Below are 20,176 nucleotides of genomic sequence, written 5' to 3'. Positions count from 1 at the left end.
TCCCGGGCTACGTACGTCCACGTTGGACGGCCGCCAGGGCCACGTACGTCCAGGTCCGACGGAAGCAGGGTGGGGCGGCGCCGAAGGGCGTCCGGGTCGGCCGCCCGGAACCGCGGCCGCGCGTCAGTCCAGCTCGCCGACGCCGACGCGGCCCGTCCGCAGCGCGAAGAGCACCGCGTGGATGCGGTCGCGCGACCCCGTCTTCATGAGGATGCGGCCGACGTGCGTCTTCACCGTCGGCATCGCGATGTACAGCTCCTCCGAAATCTCGCCGTTCGTCCGGCCGAGGGCCATCAGGCGGAGGATCTCCTCCTCCCGCGCCGTCAGCGGCTCCGGGAGCTCGACGTCCCCGCCCCTCCCGTCGAAGCCCGCGGCAGCCCCGGCGGCACCGCCCGCGGCGCCCGAACCGCCCGGGCCGCCGGCGGCCCCCGCCCCGGACCCCGCCGCACCGGCGCCGTGGCCGCCGCCCGGGGCGTCGTCACGCTCCCCGTCCAGCAGCGGCCGCACCATCCGCAGCAGCTTCGCGGCGGAGCTGGCGGACAGCGCCGACTCGCCGCGGGCGACGTCGCGCACCGCCTCGAGCAGCTGATCCGGCCCGGCGTCCTTCAGCAGGAAGCCCGAGGCGCCGGCGGCGATGGCGCGGGTGACGTACTCGTCGACGTCGTACGTCGTCAGCACCAGCACCCGCGTCGCCGGGCCGCCCTCCGGCGCGGCGGAGACGGCCTCCGTGATGCGGCGCGTCGCCTCGATGCCGTCCATCCCCGGCATGCGCACGTCCATGAGGATGACGTCCGCCGGGTCCGCCGCCTGCCGCTCCAGCGCCTGGGCGCCGTCGCCGGCCTCCCACGCGATGGTCATGTCGTCCTGCGACTCGATGACCATGCCGAAGCCCGCGCGCACGAGCATCTGGTCGTCGACCAGCGCCACGCGCACCGGGCCGCCGGCGCCGGACAGGCCGTCCGCGCCCGTCATGTCCTGCATCCCGTCCACGTCCTACCTCCTGGGGATCCGCGCGGTGACGGTGAACGCGTCCCGCGAGTCGTCGATGTCGAGGGAGCCGCCGTGCGCCGCGACACGCTCCCGCATGCCCGTGATGCCCCGGCCGGGGCGGGGCCCCTCCCCCGCGGCGGTGCGGGAGCCGGGGCCGGCGCCGTCGTCACGCGAACCCGCGGAACCCGGGCGCCTGCCGCTGACGACGCGCACCGTCGTCTCCCGGGCGCCCCAGTCCAGCTCGACGCGGACGGGGACGTGCCCCGCGTGGCGCAGGGCGTTGGTCAGGCACTCCTGGACGATGCGGTAGACGGTGAGCTGCTCCGTCAGGCCGAGGGGGCCGGAGCCCTCGGGCGTGCCGGTCTCCTCGACCTCGACGTCCAGGCCGGAGCGACGGGCCTCGCCGAACAGCTGCGGCAGCGCGTCAACGCCGGGCATGGGGGCGTCGCCGGTGGCGGAGTCCTCGTCGCGCAGCACCGACAGGAGGCCGCGCATCTCGGCCAGCGAACCGCGGGCGGTGGCGGCGATGGTCTCCAGCGCCTCGGCGGCGCGGGCCGGGTCCTTCGCGGCGATGTAGCGGCCGCCGTCGGCCTGCGCGATGACGGCGGTCAGGGAGTGGGCGACGATGTCGTGCATCTCGCGGGCGATGCGGGTGCGCTCGGCGATGGCCGCGAGCTCGGCGCGGTCGCGCATGGCGGCCAGCCGCTCGTCGTCGAAGCGCCCCGCGGAGCCGAGCACCCAGAACAGGGCGATGCCCATCACCGCGGGCACGAGCAGCGCGGCCGCGGCGACGGGATCGTCGCCGGAGTGCAGGTGCCCGCCGCGGAACCACCACGCCGCGACCGTGCCGGCGACGGCCGCCGCCAGCGCGGGCATCCGCCACCGCGGCGGGGCGTAGCGGCCGAGGTGGCTGACGGCGAGGTACAGGCCGGCGGCCGCGGCGAGGCCCGTCTGCAGCAGCGCGAGGTGCACGAGCATCAGCGCGGGCAGGGCGGCGGTCGCGACGCCCGGGCGGATGCGGTGGACGGCGAAGACGGCGCCCGTCGCGAGGCACCACGCGCCGAGGAGGGGCCCCACCCACCAGTCGATCTCCAGCCACGGCTGGTCTGGGCCGCCCCACCGGTACGTCGACGACAAGTCGATGACGTAGCCCGCGCCCAGCGCCACCAGCGCCAGCACCGCGTCGGCGGCGACGAGCACGCGGGGCGAGGGTTCGCCGGGCGGCCGACCGCCGGGTCCCCCGCGCCCGACGGGGAGCCGGGGCAGGCGGGGGCGCGGGATGCGGCGGGTGTCGTCCATGCCCCTCACGCTAGGCGGGCGGCGGCCCGCGCGCGTCATCCTCCAGGTGGATTTGCTTGACGACGGCGCGGGGCGCGCTTGGCCCCCGCGCCCGGGGTGGGCGCGGGGGCCGGTGCGGCGGCCGCCGGGGCGTGGCCGGTGCGGCGGCCGCCGGGGCGTGGCCGGGCGGTGCCGGGTGGGGGCCGCATGCGCGGGGACGGGCGGGCCGGCGGGTGCCGGCCGTGTCCGCCCGGGCGCTTAGCGGAGGTCGCGGCGGGAGGCGACGACCAGGCCGATGACCAGCAGGCCGATGGTCCAGGCGGCGATGGCGATCCAGCCGGCGGGGGCCAGCGAGAGGCGGTCCACGGCGGCGCCCGGCATGAACTCCCAGATGCGGTTCAGGGTCTCGTTCGGGATGGCGCTGAAGATGCTCTCGATGACCAACAGCCACACCAGCGGGACGCCGATGGCGGCGACCTGGTTGCGGACCAGCATGCCGAAGCCCGCGGCCGCGGCGGCCAGGCAGACCATGCTGCCGAGCTGGGTGAAGACGTCGCCGAAGTCCTCGAACTTCAGGCGGCCGGACGCGAAGCCCATGGCGATGGAGAGGCCCATGCCGATGACGCCGGAGAGGGCGACGACGATGACGTGCGCGGCGACGAGGGCGAGGTGGCCCACCCACGGGTGCTGGCGCGTCATGCGGACGAAGGCGATGCGGTGCTGGGCGAACTCGGAGGCGGCGCCGCTGGCGGCGAAGATGACGGCGATGACCATGTAGATGGCCAGGACGTCGGTCCAGCCCTTCAGGCCGACGGCCTGGTCGTTGTCAATGAAGAGCATGCGGACCAGCGGCGGGCCGGCGATGGCGCCGATCATGAGGACGGCGTAGACGAGGGTGGAGCGCAGTCCGGCGAGGCGGCGCAGCTCGGAGCGGAGGGCGTCGCCGAAGCCCGGGACGCGGGTGCGGTCGCCGGCGGCGGTGCGGGCGGTGGTGGGGGCGGTCATGGTGGTTCTCCTTCGTCGTCCGCGGTGGTCGTCCGCGGTGGTCGTGCGTGGTGCGGGGTCGGGTGTCCGCGCGTTCGTTCCGGGCGCGGAGTGGTGCGCGATGGCGCCGGGTGCCGGGGCGGCCGGGGCGATTCCGGCCGGTGCCGGGGGCGGGGGCTAGCGGCCGGCGCCGTAGGTGACGTGGCCCTCGGCGATGGACCAGTAGGCGGTCTCGAGGTCGCCGTGGCGGGAGACGAGGTCGTCCTTGTCCCACTCGCCGAGGATGCGGCCGCCGCCGATGATCACGAGGCGGTCGGCGATGAGCTGCATCTCGTGCAGCAGGTGCGAGGAGATGAGGACGGCGCGGCCCTCGGCGGCCAGCGTGCGGACGGTGCCGCGGAGCCAGCGGATGCCGTCGGGGTCGAGGCCGTTGGCCGGCTCGTCGAGGATGACGTTGCCGGGGTCGCCGAGCAGCGCGGTGGCGAGACCGAGGCGCTGGCGCATGCCGAGGCTGAAGCCGGAGATGCGGCGCTTGGCGACGGACTCCAGACCGACCTGGCGCAGGCACTCGTCGGCGCGGGAGTCGGGGATGCCGGCGCCGGCGGCGATGGAGCGCAGGTGGGTGCGGGCGGTCAGGCCGGGGTTCATCCACTCGGCGTCCAGCATGGCGCCGACGACGCGGGCCGGGTTGCGGTGCTCGTGCAGCGGGGCGCCGGCGAAGTGGGCGGTGCCGGAGTCGGCGCGGTCGAGGCCGAGCATGCAGCGCATGGTGGTGGACTTGCCGGCGCCGTTGGGGCCGAGGAAGCCGGTGACCAGGCCGTCGGGGGCGGTGAAGGTGACGTGGTCGATGACGGGGTTGCCGCCGTAGGTCTTCGTGAGGTCCGTGACGTTGAACATGTCCATCATGTTCGTCCGCGGCGGGCGCGGAAACATCGGACCACGGGACCATTTCCCCAGGTCATCGGGAATCATCCCCCGGTATGACGCCGGGTGCGCCGGCGTCGTCCCGGGGTAGCCGGGAGGGTGCTCCGGGGCCGCCCGGCGGGGTGCCGGGGTCGGATGGCGGGCGCGCCGGCGACTTCCGCGGGCCCGCGCGCCCGGCGGCCGATACCGGGGTCGTACGGGCGTGCGCTGCGCTCGACCCGGAAATCATGTGGCCGGGTCCTGCACACCTGCCCATGCATCGTCGCGGCCCCGTTCGTGCTCGTTGCGCACCCTTTCGGGCCCCGCCGCGACCCCGTTCCGGCCGCCCGGATCCGCCCTCCCCCGCAGGCCAGACCCGCTTTCGGCCGCCCGGAGCCATCATCCCCCGCAGGCCAGACCCGCTTTCGGCCGTTCAGACCCGGTTCTAACAGGGTCGGAACGGCCGAAAACGGGTCGGGACGAAGGGGTGTACGGGGCGGGCGCCCCGCTCCCCTACTCCCCGAGCAGGGACTCGCGCAGGCGGCGGTCCTTCTCCAGGACCTGGTCCCGCATGTCGTCCTGGTACTTCTCCATCGCGGCGACCAGCTCGGGGTGGCCGGCGGACAGGATGCGCACGGCGAGGAGGCCGGCGTTCTTCGCCTGGCCGACGCCGACGGTGGCGACGGGCACGCCGCCCGGCATCTGCACGATGGACAGCAGGGAGTCGACGCCCTCCAGGTTCTCCAGCGGGCGCGGCACGCCGATGACCGGCAGCGGCGTCGCCGCGGCGACCATGCCCGGCAGGTGGGCGGCGCCGCCGGCGCCCGCGATGATGCACTTCAGGCCGCGGCCGGCCGCGGACTTGGCGTACTCGAGCATGCGGTCGGGGGTGCGGTGGGCGCTGACGACGCCGACCTCGAACGGCACCCCGAACTCCGCGAGGGCCTCGGCGGCGGGCTGCATCGTCGGCCAGTCCGAGTCGCTGCCCATGATGAGGCCCACGAGCGGGCCGTTGACGTTCTCCATGTGTCCGTTCCTTCGTCCGGGCGAGTACAGGGTGAGTGCGGGTGTGCGCAGGTCAGCGCCGTCGGATGGGCGCGCCCGCGCAACCGCGCGGCCGCGCGGCGGTCAGTCCGCCGACCAGCCGTCGGCCCAGGTGGTGTTGACGACGTAGCCGGCGGCGAGCTCCGCCTCGCGGCGGACGCGGGCGACGCCCTCCGGCGAGCCGTCGGCGCCGCTGACGTTGACGTGGCCGAGCTTGCGGCCGGCGCGGTGGCCCTTGCCGTACCAGTGGATCTTCGCGTGCGGGAAGCGGCGGCGGACTTCGTCGAAGCGCTCGGCGACGGGCTGCTCCGGGTCCTCGTCGGCGCCGAGGGTGTTGGCCATGACGGTGACGGCGGCGGTCGGCTCGGTCGACCCCAGCGGGGCGTCGAGCACGGCGCGGAGGTGCTGCTCGAACTGGGAGGTCACGCAGCCGTCCTGGGTCCAGTGCCCGGTGTTGTGGGGGCGCATGGCCAGCTCGTTGACGGCGATGTCGGGCTGCCCGGCCTCGTCGCGGATCTCGAACAGCTCGACGGCCAGGACGCCGGTGACGCCGAGCTCCTCCGCGATGCGGGTGGACAGCTCGCGGCAGCGCTCCTCCAGGGCGGGGTCGAGGCCCGGCGCGGGGCAGACGGCCTCCCAGCAGATGCCGTCGCGCTGCACCGACTCGACGACGGGCCACGCGGCGACCTCGCCGGAGGGGGTGCGGGCGCACATCGCGGACAGCTCGCGGGCCAGGTCGACCTTCTTCTCCGCCATGAGCGGCACCCCGTCGTCAAGCAGGCGCTGAACCAGGGGCTCGAGCTCGTCGGCGGACGGGAACCACACGCCGTGGCCGTCGTAGCCGCCGCGGCGCGCCTTCAGGCACACCTGGCCCGACACGGCCTGCGCGAAGCCGGCCGCGTCCTCGACCGATTCGATGGCGGCGAACGGCGGGACGGGCGCGCCCATCTCCCGCAGCCGCTTGCGCATGACCAGCTTGTCCTGCGCGTGGACCAGGGCGTCGGGGCCCGGCTGGACGGACACGCCGTCGGCCTCGAGGGCGCGGAGGTGCTCCGTCGGCACGTGCTCGTGGTCGAAGGTCATCGCGTCGGCGCCGGCGACCGCGCGGCGCAGGTCCGCGAGGTCGGTGTAGTCGCCGAGCTCCACGTCCGCGCACACCTGCGCGGCGGAGGAGTCGGGCGATCCGGCGAGCAGGCGCAGGGACTGGCCGAGCTCGATGGCGGCGGTCTGCATCATCCTGGCCAGCTGGCCGTCGCCGATGACGGCGATGACGGGCATACCGGGGGCGTGGGCGGGGTGTTCGCGGGCGTCGTCGGTCACGGCCCCATCATAGGCGGCGGGCCCTCCGGCCCCCGCGACCACTATCATCGGGGCCCATGGCCGAGCATGCGAGCACCACCCCGGCGGCGACCTCCCCGGACGGCGACCGTCCGGTCGGTTTCGACCGCGAGAAGTACATCACCCTCCAGTCGGAGCACATCCGGCGCCGCCGCGAGTCCATCGGCGGGAAGCTGTACCTGGAGATGGGCGGCAAGCTCTTCGACGACATGCACGCCTCCCGCGTGCTGCCCGGCTTCACGCCGGACAACAAGATCGCCATGCTGGAGCGCATCCGCGACGAGATGGAGATCCTGGTCTGCATCAACGCCCGCGACCTGCGGCGCAAGAAGGTCCGCGCGGACCTGGACATCCCCTACGAGGAGGATCTGCTGCGCCTGGTCGACGTGTTCCGGGAGCGGGGCTTCCTGGTGCAGCACGTGGTGCTGACGCAGTACGAGGAGTCGAACGACGAGGCGGTGGCGTTCCGCGAGCGCCTCATCAAGCTGGGCGTGACGGTGTCGCGGCACTACCGCATCCCGGGGTACCCGGCGAACGCGGATCTCATCATCAGCCCGGACGGGTTCGGGCGGAACGAGTACGCGGAGACGACGCGCGACGTCGTCGTCGTGACGGCCCCCGGCCCGGGCTCCGGCAAGCTGGCCACCTGCCTGTCGCAGATCTACCACGAGCATGAGCGGGGCACGGTCGCCGGCTACGCGAAGTTCGAGACGTTCCCGGTGTGGAACCTGCCCATCGATCATCCGGTGAACATGGCGTACGAGGCGGCGACGGCGGACCTCGACGACGTGAACATGATCGACCCGTTCCACCTGAAGGCCCACGGCGAGCAGGCGGTGAACTACAACCGCGACGTCGAGGTGTTCCCGCTGCTGAAGCGGCTGCTGGAGCGCATCTCCGGGGATTCGCCGTACGAGTCGCCGACGGACATGGGCGTGAACATGGCGGGCATGGCCATCGTGGACGACGCGGTGTGCCGCCGGGCGGCGGAGCAGGAGATCATCCGCCGCCTGTACAAGGCGCTGGTGGACGAGGCGCGGACGGAGTCGGATCCGGAGGTCTCGGACCGCATCGCGATCATCATGGGCAAGCTGGGCCTGTCGACGTCGGACCGCCCGGTGGTCGCCCCCGCCCTGGAGATGGCGGAGGAGACGGGCGCCCCGGCGGCGGCGATGCAGCTGCCGGACGGGACGATCATCGCGGGCAAGACGTCGCCGCTGCTGGGCTGCTCCGCGGCGATGCTGCTGAACGCGCTGAAGCACCTGGCGGGCATCGATCCGGAGGTGAAGCTGCTGGCGCCGGGGTCCATCCGCCCGATCCAGTCGCTGAAGACGGAGCACCTGGGCAGCCGGAATCCGCGGCTGCACACCGACGAGGTGCTCATCGCGCTGAGCGTGTCGGCGGACACGGACCCGAACGCGCGGCGGGCGCTGGAGGAGCTGTCGACGCTGCGGGGCTGCGACGCGCACACGACGACGATCCTCGGGTCGGTCGACGAGGGCATCTTCCGCAACCTCGGGATGCTGGTCACCTCGGAGCCGCGGTTCCAGCGCCGCGCGTTGTACCGCAAGCGCTAGGGGTCCGCGGGTCAGGGGCTTGACGACGGCGCCCGGCGGCGTCCCCGTCAGCGCCCGGCGATGACGCGGGCGACGCGGCGGGAGCCGGGCACGCCCTCGATGACCAGCGGCGGCCGCCACGGGCCCGTCGACACCTCGAGCACCGAGCCGCGGCGGCCGACGCCGCGGACCGACCGCAGGTCGACGACGACGATGTCGGGCCGGACGATGCCGCGGCGCAGGATGAGGCGCCGGTCGGTGACGACGAGGCGCCGGCCCAGCCAGCCGAGCACGGGCGCGCCGACGCGCCACGCCAGCAGCAGCGGCCAGGCGGTCAGCAGCATGGCGCGCAGGCCGCGGAGGTCGCCGTCGCCGATGTAGGGGCCGTCGATGAAGCCGACGAGCAGCCAGATGACGCCGGTGATGACGGCGAGCTCGACCATCGGCCGCACGAGGTCCGTGAAGACGGGGTTGACGTCGAGGAGGACCTCCTCCCCCGGGTCCATCTCGTCGTAGGGGAAGGGCATCTACGCGCCGTCCCCCGCGTAGCCGCCGCCGGCGGCGCGGACGTGGCGGACGTCGCCGGCGGTGACGACGTGCCGGCGGCCGGCGTCGTCGACGACCTCCAGCTCCCCGTCCCCGCCGACGCCGGTGGCGCGGCCCGTGAAGGCGGAGCCGTCGGGAAGCTCGACGCGCACGTCCATGCCGACGGTGACGCAGCCGTCGCGGAAGTCCGCGAGGAACCCGGCGACGTCGGTGCGCCACTGGTCCGCGCGGGCCTCGAGGGCGCGGCAGACGGCCGCCAGCAGATCGGAGGCGTCGAGGTCCGACGCACCCTCCAGGGCCAGCGACGTCGCGTGCGGCACGGGCAGCTGCTCCCGCGTCATCAGCACGTTGACGCCGATGCCGACGGCCATCGCCGGCGGCTCCAGCGACGCGGCCTCGACGAGGATGCCGCAGATCTTGCGGCCGCCGACCAGCACGTCGTTCGGCCACTTCACCTGCGCGTCGACGCCCGCAGCCTCCCGCAGCGCGTCGCGCACGGCCATGCCCGCGACCAGCGGCAGCAGGCCGAGGCGGGTCAGCGGCACACCCTCCGGGCGCAGCAGCGCCGACAGGGCCAGGTTCACCCCGGGCGGGGTCTCCCACGCCCGGGACATGCGGCCCCGCCCGGCGCGCTGGTCGACGGTGGCGACGACGGCGGGGGCGGCCGCCCCGGCGCGCGCCATCGCCAGGGCGTCGGCGTTCGTGGAGCCCGTGTGATCGGGAAGGACGACGTCCCACCCCGGCAGGGACTCCCGCACCCGCGCCTCGTCGAGCCGCAGGGCGCCCGCGGCCGGCCGATCGTTTCGCTGCTCGTCCATGGCGTCACAGTCTAGCGGCGGGGCCGGCACCGCCCTCCCGCGCGGACGACCGGCGCCCGGTGACCGTCCGCGCACCTCCGGCCGCACGGGGACGCCCGCCCGGAGCGGCGGCCGCGCATGGGCCGCACCCGCCGCACGCGTACCACCCCCGCGTTTCGGTTTCGGAGTGTGAACGTTCTCACATCCCCAACGGTTTTACATTTTCGTTACCGAACACTAGCTTGCTCAAACATGACTCTTTCCTCACGTTTGGTCGCCGACAGCCAGCCCCGCCCCGACGCCGACGCCACCGCGGACGCTCCGGCCGCGCACGCCACCCAGGCGCACGCCGCGCACGCAGGCGCGCACTCCCCCGCGTCCGCGGCCGCGAAGACCGCCCACGAGGCGCCCGCGACGGCGCACCGCCACCCGAACTCCGCCTCCGCGGAGCGGGCGTCGGCGCCGGTGCCGGCGATGCCGACGCCGTCGGAGGTCGAGGCCGCGCGCCCGCCGCAGACGACGGCGGAGAAGAACGCGGAGCTGGTGCGCCGCCGCGCGGAGGCGCACGTGCCGATGGGCGACGCCGCCCACGAGAAGCTGCGCTCGAAGGGCCGCCTGACCAACCGCGACCGGCTGGAGCACCTGCTGGACGAGGGCTCCTTCGTGGAGTTCGACGCCCTGGCCCGCCACCGCACGGAGGCGTTCGGCATGGGCGCGCGCCGCCCGGCCACCGACGGCATCGTCACCGGCTGGGGCACGATCGACGGCCGCGAGGTCTGCGTGTTCTCGCAGGACGGCACGGTCTTCGGCGGCGCGCTCGGCGAGGTCTACGGCGAGAAGATGGTGAAGCTGCAGGAGCTGGCCATCGCCACGCGCCGGCCGATCATCGGCCTGTACGAGGGCGCGGGCGCCCGCATCCAGGACGGCGCGGTGTCGCTGGACTACATCGCCCGCACCTTCCGCTCGAACGTGCTGGCGTCGGGCGTGGTGCCGCAGATCTCCGTCATCTTCGGCGCCTGCGCCGGCGGCAACGCCTACTCCCCCGCGCTGACGGACTTCACGGTGATGGTGCGGGACTCCTCCCGCATGTTCGTCACCGGCCCGGACGTCATCAAGACGGTGACGGGCGAGGAGATCACGCAGCACGAGCTGGGCGGCGCCGACGCCCACATGACGCTGGGCGGCAACACGCACTACACGGCGGACAGCGAGGAGGACGCCCTCAACTGGGTCGCCGACCTCCTCGATCACCTGCCGGACCACAACGAGGCGTCCCCGCCGCCGGGCGACGACGCGGGCGCGTCCCTCGACCCGTCGTGGTCGGAGCCGTCGGAGGAAGACCTGGCGCTGGACTCGCTCATCCCGGATTCGGCGGCGACGCCGTACGACGTCCGCCAGGTCATCGACGCGCTCACCGACGACGGCGACCACCTGGAGATCCAGGCCGACCGGGCGGAGAACGTCGTCATCGCGTTCGGCCGGGTCGACGGCCGCTCCGTCGGCTTCGTCGCCAACCAGCCGCTGCACTTCGCCGGCTGCCTGGACATCGACGCGGCGGAGAAGGCGGCGCGGTTCATCCGCACCTGCGACGCGTTCGGCATCCCGATCGTGCTGCTGGTGGACGTGCCGGGCTTCCTGCCCGGCGCGGATCAGGAGCACGGCGGCATCCTGCGCCGCGGCGCGAAGCTGCTGTATGCCTACGCGGAGGCGTCGGTGCCGAAGATCACCGTCACCATGCGGAAGGCCTACGGCGGCGCGTACTGCGTCATGGGCTCGAAGGGCCTGGGCGCGGACGTGAACCTGGCGTGGCCGACCGCGCAGATCGCGGTAATGGGCGCGCAGGGCGCCGTCGGCTTCCTGCACCGCCGCGAGATCCGCGCCGCCGTCGACGACGGCTGGACGGAGGAGCAGGTCGCCGAGCTCATCACGCTGCGCGAGCGGGAGTACGAGGACCACATGCTGAACCCGTACAACGCCGCCGAGCGCGGGCTCATCGACGAGGTCATCCTGCCGTCCGAAACCCGCGGCCGCGTCGCGCGCCACCTGCGCCTGCTGTCGGGCAAGCGCGTCGCCCGCCCGGCACGCCGGCACGGCAACATGCCGCTGTAGGCGCGCGGGCCGGGGCGGGCGCCGTCGCAAAGCTCCTCCCGGGGCACCGCATCGCGCACCGCGCGGCGCCCCGCGGAACCCTCCGCGCACCGTGCGCGTGACGACGGCGACCGCCCCGGCGGCCACCCCTGGCGGGGGTGGCGCCGGGCGCGGCTTCGCGGCACGGCGGCCGCCCCGCGCGCCCGGTTCCTCCCCGCCGAACCCCCGTCGCCCCCGTCCACCATCCCCCGTTTCCGGGGAGTCCCCGGATTACGCCGTAGACTTGCAACCATGACGACTGCCGCAACCGACAACCCCAGCACCGAGGTGGCCAAGAACACCACCGCGGGCAAGCTCGCGGACCTCCGCGCGCGCCTCGCGGAGACCCAGGCCCCCATGGGCGAGAAGGCCATCGAGAAGGTCCACGACAAGGGCAAGCTCACCGCGCGCGAGCGCATCGAGTTCCTGCTCGACGACGGGTCCTTCGTCGAGATCGACGCCCTGGCCCGCCACCGCTCCAAGAACTTCGGCCTCGACGCCAAGCGACCCGTCACCGACGGCGTCGTGACCGGCTACGGAACGATCGACGGCCGCAAGGTCTGCGTCTTCTCCCAGGACGGCGCCATCTTCGGCGGCGCGCTCGGCGAGGTCTACGGCGAGAAGATCGTGAAGATCATGGATCTGGCGATCAAGACGGGCGTGCCGATCATCGGCATCAACGAGGGCGCCGGCGCCCGCATCCAGGAGGGCGTCGTGTCCCTCGGCCTGTACTCGCAGATCTTCTTCCGCAACACGCAGGCCTCGGGCGTCATCCCGCAGATCTCCCTCATCATGGGCGCCTGCGCCGGCGGCCACGTGTACTCCCCGGCCCTGACGGACTTCATCGTCATGGTCGACGGCACCTCGAAGATGTTCATCACCGGCCCGGACGTCATCAAGACCGTCACGGGCGAGGAGGTCACGCAGGAGGAGCTCGGCGGCGCCGGCACCCACATGTCGACCTCCGGCACGTCGCACTACACCGCCGCCGACGACGAGGACGCCCTGTCGTTCGTCCAGGAGCTGGTCGGCCACCTCCCGTCGAACAACCGCGCCGAGGCGCCGCGGGTGGAGGCCGACATCATGGAGGGCTCCATCAAGGACAACATCACCGAGACGGACCTCGAGCTCGACACCATCATCCCGGACTCCCCGAACCAGCCGTACGACATCAAGGAGGTCATCACCAGGCTCTCCGACGACGGCGACTTCCTGGAGATCCAGGAGGACTACGCGCAGAACGTGGTCGTCGGCTTCGGCCGCATCGAGGGCCGCTCCGTCGGCTTCGTCGCGAACCAGCCGATCCAGTTCGCCGGCTGCCTGGACATCAAGGCCGCCGAGAAGGCCGCCCGCTTCGTCCGCACCTGCGACGCCTTCAACATCCCGATCATCATGCTGGTCGACGTGCCGGGCTTCCTGCCGGGCACCAGCCAGGAGTTCGACGGCATCATCCGCCGCGGCGCGAAGCTGCTGTACGCCTACGCGGAGGCGACCGTCGGCAAGATCACGGTCATCACCCGCAAGGCCTACGGCGGCGCGTACTGCGTCATGGGCTCCAAGGACATGGGCGCCGACCTGGCCCTGGCCTGGCCGACCGCGCAGATCGCCGTCATGGGCGCCTCCGGCGCCGTCGGCTTCGTGTACCGCAAGGAGATCCGCGCCGCCGCCGAAGCGGGCGAGGACCCGGCCGCCGTGCAGAAGAAGTACGAGCAGGAGTACGAGGACACCCTGGTCAACCCGTACGTCGCCGCCGAGCGCGGCTTCGTCGACGCGGTCATCCCGCCGTCGGAGACCCGCGGCCAGATCATCGAGGGCCTGCGCCTGCTCGACCGCAAGGTCGTCAACGTGCCCGCCAAGAAGCATGGGAACATTCCGCTGTGACCGATCAGAACACGACCGAGGCCGGCGCCCCGGAGGCGGAGGCGAAGAAGCCCTTCCTCACGGTGCTGTCCGGTAACCCGACCCCGCAGGAGACCGCGGCGCTGACCGTGCTGTTCGCCGGCATGGCCAACGGCGCCGCCGACTCCGGCCCGACGGGCCCCCGCAACCTGTGGGGCCGCTACGAGGACGGCTTCCACCGCCCCTCCAGCTACAACCCGTCGAGCTTCATGAACGTCCAGTTCTACTAGGCCCGGTGCCGGGGCTCCCCGGCCCCGCCGAGCCGGCCGCGGCAGCGGCACCCGGCCCGGATCGCCCGCGTGGCGGTCCGGGCCGTCGTCATGCGCGACGACGTTCCCCGCGCCCGGCGCGGGCGCGTCCCCGGCGGCGTCCCCGCCGGGGCGGGGGCCGTCGTCACGCGCACCCGGGCGCAGTCGCGTGCGCGGCGCGGGCGCTACCCTGGCCGCATGCCCGTGATGGTCCTCGCCTCCAGCTCCCCGTCCCGCCTGATGGTCCTGCGCAACGCCGGCGTCGACCCGGTGGTCGCGCCGCCGGACGTCGACGAGGACGCGGCGCTGGAGCGCATGCGCGGCGAGGGCCCGGCGGAGACCGTGACCGCGCTGGCCCGGGCGAAGTCCGCGGCCGCCGCCGACCACGCGCGGGAGAGCGCCGCCCGCGCCATCGGGGACGCGGACGACGACGTCGTGGTCGTCGCCCGCGACTCCATGCTGCTGCTCGACGGAGAGCTGTCCGGCAAGCCGCACACCGTCGACGAGTGCGTGCGCCGGTGGGGCCTGCAGCGCGGCCGCGACGCGGAGCTGGTGACCGGCCACTGCGTCACCTGGCTGCCCGCCGGCGGCGGGGAGCCGTGCACGGAGGCCGGCGCCGTGCGGGCGACCGTGCGCTTCGGCGAGCCGTCGGACGCGGACGTGCGCGCCTACGCGGAGTCCGGCGAGCCGCTGGGCTGCGCGGGGGCGTTCACGCTGGAGGCGCTCGGCGGCTGGTTCATCGACGGCGTCGACGGCGACCCGTCGAACGTGCTGGGCCTGTCGCTGCCGTTCCTGCGGCGCACGCTGGCCGGGTGGGGCCTGGACGTCTCGGCGTTCTGGAACACCGCCTCGGGCGCGGCGCGCGCCTGACGGGCCGGTCCCCGCATCGGCCCGCCCTCCCCGCCGCGCGACGCCGGACTTTCCGCGAATCCGCGGCGGGCAGAATAGGCTGTACCCAGAACCCGACCGCGACGCGCGCATGCGCGACAAGGAGATCCGGAGACGACGATGGCGGCGCCCCATGACCCGCACCCCCAGTTCCAGCAGTACGCCCACCCCGAGCGGCTCGTGTCCAGCTCGTGGCTGGCCGCGCGCCTGGGCACGCCCGGCCTCCGGGTGGTGGAGTCCGACGAGGACGCCCTGCTGTACGACATCGGCCACATCCCGGGCGCGGTGCGCATCGACTGGCACGCCGATCTGAACGACCCGGTGCTGCGCGACTACATCGACGCGGAGGCGTTCGCCGAGCTGATGCGGTCGAAGGGCATCTCCCGCGACGACACGGTGGTCATCTACGGCGACAAGTCCAACTGGTGGGCGGCGTACACGCTGTGGGTCTTCGAGCTGTTCGGCCACCCGGACGTGCGCCTGCTGAACGGCGGCCGCGACGCGTGGATGACGGAGGAGCGCGACACCAGCTTCGAGGTGCCGGAGTACCCGCGCACCGACTACCCGGTGGTGGAGCGCGACGACGCGGCGCAGCGCGCGTTCGCGTTCGACGTGTGGCAGTCGCTCGGCGAGGCGGAGCTCATCGACGTCCGCACGCCGGAGGAGTACGAGGGCAACCGGACCCACATGGTCGATTACCCGCAGGAGGGCGTGCTGCGCGGCGGCCACATCCCGACGGCGGTGAACGTGCCGTGGAACCAGTCGGTGCACCCGAACTCCCGCTTCCGCTCGCGCGAGGAGCTGGAGGAGATCTACTCCTCCGTGCTGGACGACGCGTCGGGCGACCGCGACACCATCGTCTACTGCCGCATCGGCGAGCGCTCCGCCCACACGTGGTTCGTGCTGCACCACCTGCTGGGCGTCGACCGGGTCCGCAACTACGACGGCTCCTGGGTCGAGTGGGGCAACATGATCCGCGTGCCCATCGCGCGCGGGAAGGAGCCGGGCGAGGCCCCGGCCGGCGGTGCGCGTCCCCCGCGGGGCGCCTGACGACGGCACCCTCCCCCGCCACGCCGCCGCGCGTGCGGCGACGGCGCCCCGCCACCCCCGCCCGCGCCCCCCGGTTTACCGGGGGCGCGGGCGCGTCGGTTCCCGGGACATAACCGTTGATCGGCGTTCAGGGCCAGGTCATCACCCCTGCGACGGGGTGACGCGGCGGCTCCCCCTCGTCGTCCTGTGCAAGAATGGACCCGTTGGGAATCTCCCCTGCGCCCGCCCGCGGGCGACGGAAATCCCAGTGAACTGTCGCACAACAACACAATCGAGAGAACAGGGCCGATCCGCTCCCCGCCCGGGCGCGGATCCTCGCCCCGCGTAGGCGGGGTACGCCGTTCGCCACGAAAACAGGAGGGTTTCGTGTCCACTCATCCCACCGGAAAGATCACGAAGGTCCTCGTCGCCAACCGCGGCGAGATCGCCGTGCGCGTCATCCGCGCCGCGAAGGACGCCGGCATCCCGTCGGTGGCCGTCTACGCGGACCCCGACAAGGACGCGCCCTTCGTGACCATGGCCGACGAGGCGTTCGCCCTGGGCGGCACCACCTCGGCCGAGTCCTACCTGGTCTTCGACAAGATCCTGGACGCCGCGAAGAAGTCGGGCGCCAACGCCATCCACCCGGGCTACGGCTTCCTGTCGGAGAACGGCGACTTCGCCGAGGCCGTCGAGGCCGCCGGCCTCATCTGGATCGGCCCGTCGCCGGAGTCCATCCGCGCCCTGGGCGACAAGGTCACCGCCCGCCACATCGCCCTGAAGGCCGAGGCCCCGATGGCCCCGGGCACCAAGGAGCCGGTGAAGGACGCGACCGAGGTCGTGAAGTTCGCGGAGGAGCACGGCCTGCCCATCGCCATCAAGGCGGCGTTCGGCGGCGGCGGCCGCGGCATGAAGGTCGCCCACACGATGGACGAGGTGGAGGACCTGTTCGAGTCCGCCGTCCGCGAGGCGACCGCCGCCTTCGGCCGCGGCGAGTGCTTCGTCGAGCGCTACCTGGACAAGGCCCGCCACGTGGAGTGCCAGGTCGTCGCCGACCAGCACGGCAACGTCATCGTCGCCTCCACCCGCGACTGCTCCCTGCAGCGCCGCTTCCAGAAGCTGGTCGAGGAGGCCCCGGCGCCGTTCCTCACCGAGGAGCAGGACAAGCGCCTGCGCGAGTCCGCGAAGGCCATCTGCAAGGAGGCCGGCTACTACGGCGCCGGCACCGTGGAGTACATGATCGGCAGCGACGGCCTGATCTCCTTCCTCGAGGTCAACACCCGACTGCAGGTCGAGCACCCGGTCACCGAGGAGATCACGGGCCTGGACCTGGTCCGCGAGCAGTTCCGCATCGCCGAGGGCGACGAGATCTCCATCAAGGAGGATCCGGAGTACAACGGCCACGCCTTCGAGTTCCGCATCAACGGCGAGGACGCGGGCACCAACTTCATGCCGGCCCCGGGCACCATCACGAAGTACGCCGAGCCGTCGGGCCCGGGCGTGCGCATGGACTCCGGCGTCCGCGAGGGCGACGTCATCGGCGGCCAGTTCGACTCGATGCTGGCGAAGCTCATCGTGTGGGGCAAGGACCGCGACGAGGCGCTGCGCCGCTCCGCCCGCGCCCTGGCCGAGTACGAGGTCGAGGGCCTGGCCACCGTCATCCCGTTCCACCGCCACATCGTCGAGAACCCGGCGTTCGTGGGCGACGGCGAGAAGTTCGACGTCTACACGAAGTGGATCGAGGAGGAGTGGGACAACCCGATCGAGCCGTACGCGGGCAACGCGGAGGTCGACGAGGACGAGCAGGTCCCGTCCCAGAAGGTCGTCGTCGAGATCGACGGCCGCCGCGTCGAGGTCGCCCTGCCGGGTGACCTGGCGCTGGGCGGCGGCGCCGGCGGCGCCAAGAAGAAGGCGAAGAAGAAGCGCTCCGGCGGCGCCAAGAAGGCCGCCTCCGGCGACGCGGTCGTCGCGCCGATGCAGGGCACCGTCATCAAGGTCCAGGTCGAGGAGGGCCAGGAGGTCAACGAGGGCGACACCGTCGTCGTGCTCGAGGCCATGAAGATGGAGAACCCGGTCAAGGCGCACAAGTCCGGCACCGTCACCGGCCTGGCCGCCGAGGCCGGCCAGGGCGTCGGCAAGGGCGACGTGCTGCTCGAGATCAAGTAGCCCGGCGCGCCGCGGCACCGCCGCGCGCCTCCCCGGCCCCCGCGTCCGCCACGGACGCGGGGGCCGCGCCCGTCCCGGGCCGGCGGCGGTCCCGCACGGGCCGCCGCGGGGGCGGGCCCCCGCCCGCCCCTCCCCGACCACGCCACCGCGCAACCGCACCACCGCGCAACCGCACCACAGGAGCACCATGGAACCCCTCGAACTCAACGCCGGCCGCTTCCACCTGCGCCCGCTGCGCCACGACGGCCGCGTCGACGACGTGCCCGCCCTCCGCCTCGTCCACGGCGACGACGTCGACGCCTCCCACGTCGAGCGCGCCGCCGCCGACTGGGCCGCCGACCGCGCCTACCGGTGGGCGGTCGCCGAGCAGACCCACGTCGACCTCGTCGCCGAGGCGGCCGTGACGCTCGTCGACGGCGACGGCTCCGCGGTCGTCGAGGTGCTGCCCGCCGGCGACGCCGCCCGGGTCATCCCCGTCGACGACCCCGACGTCGAGCCCGTCACGGTGGGCGACGCGTGCCGGGCGGCCCGTGACGTCGTCACGCGCTTCGCGCAGGGCGCGCTGGGCCGCCAGACGCGCGACCGCGCCTGACCCCGCGACCGCGTCGCGGCCCCTCCCCCGTCCCGCACCGCCCCGCCCGGCCCCGCGCACCGCGCACCGCGCGGGGGCACCCGCCTCCCCGGAAATCCCCCGCGGCTTGCGGCGGGGGCGTCCGCGGCGGGTGCCCGCCCCCGTAGAATCGGGCGGGTGAGGATCCCCGGCCAGCTGCAGAGCGAACTCGAGACCCAGGCCCGCGCCCTGTTCACCCGCGGAGGGCGCACCGTCGTCGCCGCCGTCGACCAGGGCACGACGTCGACCCGCTGCATCCTGTTCGACCGGGAGGGCCACCGCCTGGGCATGAGCCAGCTGGAGCACCGCCAGATCATGCCGCGGCCCGGCTGGGTGGAGCACGACCCGCGGGAGCTGTGGGCCAACACCCGGCGCGTCATCGCCGACATCACCGCAGACCTGGAGCACCCGGCGAACGACATCGCGGCGCTGGGCATCACCAACCAGCGCGAGACGACCATCGTCTGGGACCGGAAGACCGGCGAGCCGGTGTACAACGCCATCGTCTGGCAGGACACCCGCACGAAGGACATCTGCCGCCGGCTGGCGGACGAGGTCGGCGAGGAGCGCATCACCCGCATCACCGGACTGCCGGTGTCGACGTACTTCTCCGGCCCGAAGGTCACGTGGATCCTCGACAACGTGGAGGGCGCCCGCGAGCGCGCCGAGCGCGGCGAGCTGCTGTTCGGCACCGTCGACACGTGGCTGACGTGGAACCTCACCCGGCGCGACGGCCGCGCCCTGCACGTCACCGACGTCACCAACGCCTCCCGCACCATGCTCATGAACGTGGAGACGCTGGAGTGGGACGCGTCGCTGTGCGAGGCGATGGGCATCCCCATGGAGATGCTGCCCCGCATCGTCAGCTCCTCCCAGTACCTGGGCAAGGTCCGCCATCACGGCCCCGTCCACGGCGTGCCGCTGGCCGGCATCCTCGGCGACCAGCAGGCCGCGACGTTCGGCCAGGCGTGCCTGGAGCCGGGCGAGGCGAAGAACACCTACGGCACGGGCAACTTCCTGCTGCTCAACACGGGCACGGTGCCGCGGCGCAGCGACCACGGGCTCATCACGACGGTCTGCTACCGCATCGGCGACGAGCTGCCGGTGTACGCGCTGGAGGGCTCCATCGCCGTGACCGGCTCGCTGGTGCAGTGGCTGCGCGACAACCTGGGGCTCATCCGCTCCAGCTCGGACGTGGAGGCGCTGGCCCGCACGGTCGACGACAACGGCGGCGTCTACATCGTCCCCGCGTTCTCCGGCTTGCTGGCGCCGCACTGGCGGCCCGACGCGCGCGGCATCATCGCGGGCCTGACCCGCTACTCCAACAAGGGCCACATCGCCCGCGCCGCGCTGGAGGCGACGGCGTACCAGACCCGCGAGGTCGTCGAGGCGATGAACGCCGACTCCGAGGTGGAGCTGACCACCCTGCGCGTCGACGGCGGCATGACGGTCAACGACCTGCTCATGCAGTTCCAGGCAGACGTCCTCGGTGTGCCGGTGACGCGCCCGGTCATCACGGAGACGACGTCGCTGGGCGCCGCGTACGCCGCCGGCCTGGCGGTCGGGTACTGGGAGTCGACCGACCAGATCCGCGACATGTGGCAGGAGGACACGACGTTCCGCCCGTCGATGACCGCCGCGGACCGCGACGCGCTGTTCGCGCGCTACGGCGACGCCGTCGCCCGCACCCTCGACTGGGAGTAGCCGGGCGCGGGGTGCGGCACGCGGGTGCGGCGCCGCGCGTGGTCGCGCGCCGCGGTGCGTGACGACGCC

General features: G+C 73.6%; 17 protein-coding genes. 9 read left to right on the top strand and 8 right to left on the bottom strand.

Translation table 11 applies throughout. The features are described from left to right. Positions 1 to 123: 123 nt before the first annotated feature. From QQS41_RS07295 to QQS41_RS07270, 6 genes are all read right to left on the bottom strand, one after another. A complete protein-coding gene (locus QQS41_RS07295; protein ID WP_448852537.1) occupies positions 124 to 981 on the bottom strand; it encodes a response regulator in 858 nt (285 codons plus the stop codon). A 12-nt stretch (positions 982 to 993) separates the two neighbouring features. Continuing rightward, on the bottom strand, positions 994 to 2,289 hold the full coding sequence (locus QQS41_RS07290) for a sensor histidine kinase (protein WP_448852060.1): 1,296 nt from the start codon (positions 2,287 to 2,289) through the stop codon (positions 994 to 996). A gap of 237 nt (positions 2,290 to 2,526) precedes the next feature. Next, entirely contained in the window at positions 2,527 to 3,273 is a 747-nt protein-coding gene (locus QQS41_RS07285; protein WP_448852059.1) for a hypothetical protein, read from the bottom strand. A 156-nt stretch (positions 3,274 to 3,429) separates the two neighbouring features. Beyond that, positions 3,430 to 4,149 (bottom strand): ATP-binding cassette domain-containing protein, encoded by a 720-nt coding sequence (locus QQS41_RS07280; protein WP_448852058.1) that lies wholly within the window; start codon positions 4,147 to 4,149, stop codon positions 3,430 to 3,432. A 519-nt stretch (positions 4,150 to 4,668) separates the two neighbouring features. Next, a complete protein-coding gene (gene purE, locus QQS41_RS07275) occupies positions 4,669 to 5,181 on the bottom strand; it encodes a 5-(carboxyamino)imidazole ribonucleotide mutase (protein ID WP_448852057.1) in 513 nt (170 codons plus the stop codon). 102 nt (positions 5,182 to 5,283) lie between these two features. After that, positions 5,284 to 6,519, bottom strand: a complete 1,236-nt coding sequence (locus tag QQS41_RS07270; RefSeq protein ID WP_448852056.1) for a 5-(carboxyamino)imidazole ribonucleotide synthase — start codon at positions 6,517 to 6,519, stop codon at positions 5,284 to 5,286. A gap of 56 nt (positions 6,520 to 6,575) precedes the next feature. On the opposite strand from QQS41_RS07270, the gene QQS41_RS07265 reads away from it, so the two are divergent. After that, complete coding sequence (locus QQS41_RS07265) at positions 6,576 to 8,114, top strand: DUF1846 domain-containing protein (RefSeq protein ID WP_448852055.1); 1,539 nt, start codon at positions 6,576 to 6,578, stop codon at positions 8,112 to 8,114. Between the two features lie 47 nt (positions 8,115 to 8,161). On the opposite strand, the gene QQS41_RS07260 is transcribed toward QQS41_RS07265, so the two are convergent. Further along, positions 8,162 to 8,620, bottom strand: a complete 459-nt coding sequence (locus QQS41_RS07260; RefSeq protein ID WP_448852054.1) for a hypothetical protein — start codon at positions 8,618 to 8,620, stop codon at positions 8,162 to 8,164. Next, on the bottom strand, positions 8,621 to 9,457 hold the full coding sequence (locus tag QQS41_RS07255; RefSeq protein ID WP_448852053.1) for a biotin--[acetyl-CoA-carboxylase] ligase: 837 nt from the start codon (positions 9,455 to 9,457) through the stop codon (positions 8,621 to 8,623). A 453-nt stretch (positions 9,458 to 9,910) separates the two neighbouring features. Between QQS41_RS07255 and QQS41_RS07250 the strand changes: the two genes are divergently transcribed. From QQS41_RS07250 to glpK, 8 genes are all read left to right on the top strand, one after another. After that, entirely contained in the window at positions 9,911 to 11,545 is a 1,635-nt protein-coding gene (locus QQS41_RS07250) for an acyl-CoA carboxylase subunit beta (RefSeq protein ID WP_448852536.1), read from the top strand. Positions 11,546 to 11,815: 270 nt separating this feature from the next. Further along, positions 11,816 to 13,444 carry an acyl-CoA carboxylase subunit beta gene (locus tag QQS41_RS07245; protein WP_448852052.1) on the top strand — a complete coding sequence of 543 codons (1,629 nt, stop codon included), beginning with the start codon at positions 11,816 to 11,818 and terminating at the stop codon, positions 13,442 to 13,444. Beyond that, the gene (locus QQS41_RS07240) at positions 13,441 to 13,692 is read left to right on the top strand and encodes an acyl-CoA carboxylase subunit epsilon (protein WP_448852051.1); all 252 of its coding nucleotides are present in this window, start codon (positions 13,441 to 13,443) and stop codon (positions 13,690 to 13,692) included. The genes QQS41_RS07245 and QQS41_RS07240 overlap by 4 nt, the downstream gene beginning before the upstream one ends. 216 nt (positions 13,693 to 13,908) lie before the next feature. Beyond that, positions 13,909 to 14,580: a Maf family protein gene (locus QQS41_RS07235; protein ID WP_448852050.1), complete on the top strand. Its 672-nt coding sequence runs from the start codon at positions 13,909 to 13,911 to the stop codon at positions 14,578 to 14,580. Positions 14,581 to 14,718: 138 nt separating this feature from the next. Then, positions 14,719 to 15,648, top strand: coding sequence for a sulfurtransferase (locus tag QQS41_RS07230; RefSeq protein WP_448852049.1), 930 nt, complete (start codon positions 14,719 to 14,721; stop codon positions 15,646 to 15,648). A gap of 366 nt (positions 15,649 to 16,014) precedes the next feature. After that, positions 16,015 to 17,793, top strand: coding sequence for an acetyl/propionyl/methylcrotonyl-CoA carboxylase subunit alpha (locus tag QQS41_RS07225; RefSeq protein ID WP_448852048.1), 1,779 nt, complete (start codon positions 16,015 to 16,017; stop codon positions 17,791 to 17,793). Between the two features lie 187 nt (positions 17,794 to 17,980). Continuing rightward, positions 17,981 to 18,385, top strand: coding sequence for a hypothetical protein (locus QQS41_RS07220; RefSeq protein ID WP_448852047.1), 405 nt, complete (start codon positions 17,981 to 17,983; stop codon positions 18,383 to 18,385). 207 nt (positions 18,386 to 18,592) lie between these two features. Continuing rightward, positions 18,593 to 20,107 carry a glycerol kinase GlpK gene (glpK, locus tag QQS41_RS07215; RefSeq protein WP_448852535.1) on the top strand — a complete coding sequence of 505 codons (1,515 nt, stop codon included), beginning with the start codon at positions 18,593 to 18,595 and terminating at the stop codon, positions 20,105 to 20,107. Positions 20,108 to 20,176 lie beyond the last annotated feature (69 nt).

The sequence above is a fragment of the Corynebacterium sp. 335C genome (assembly GCF_053525695.1).
The sequence above is the reverse complement of the archived record's forward strand: the minus strand, read 5'-3'. Positions and strand labels throughout refer to the sequence as shown.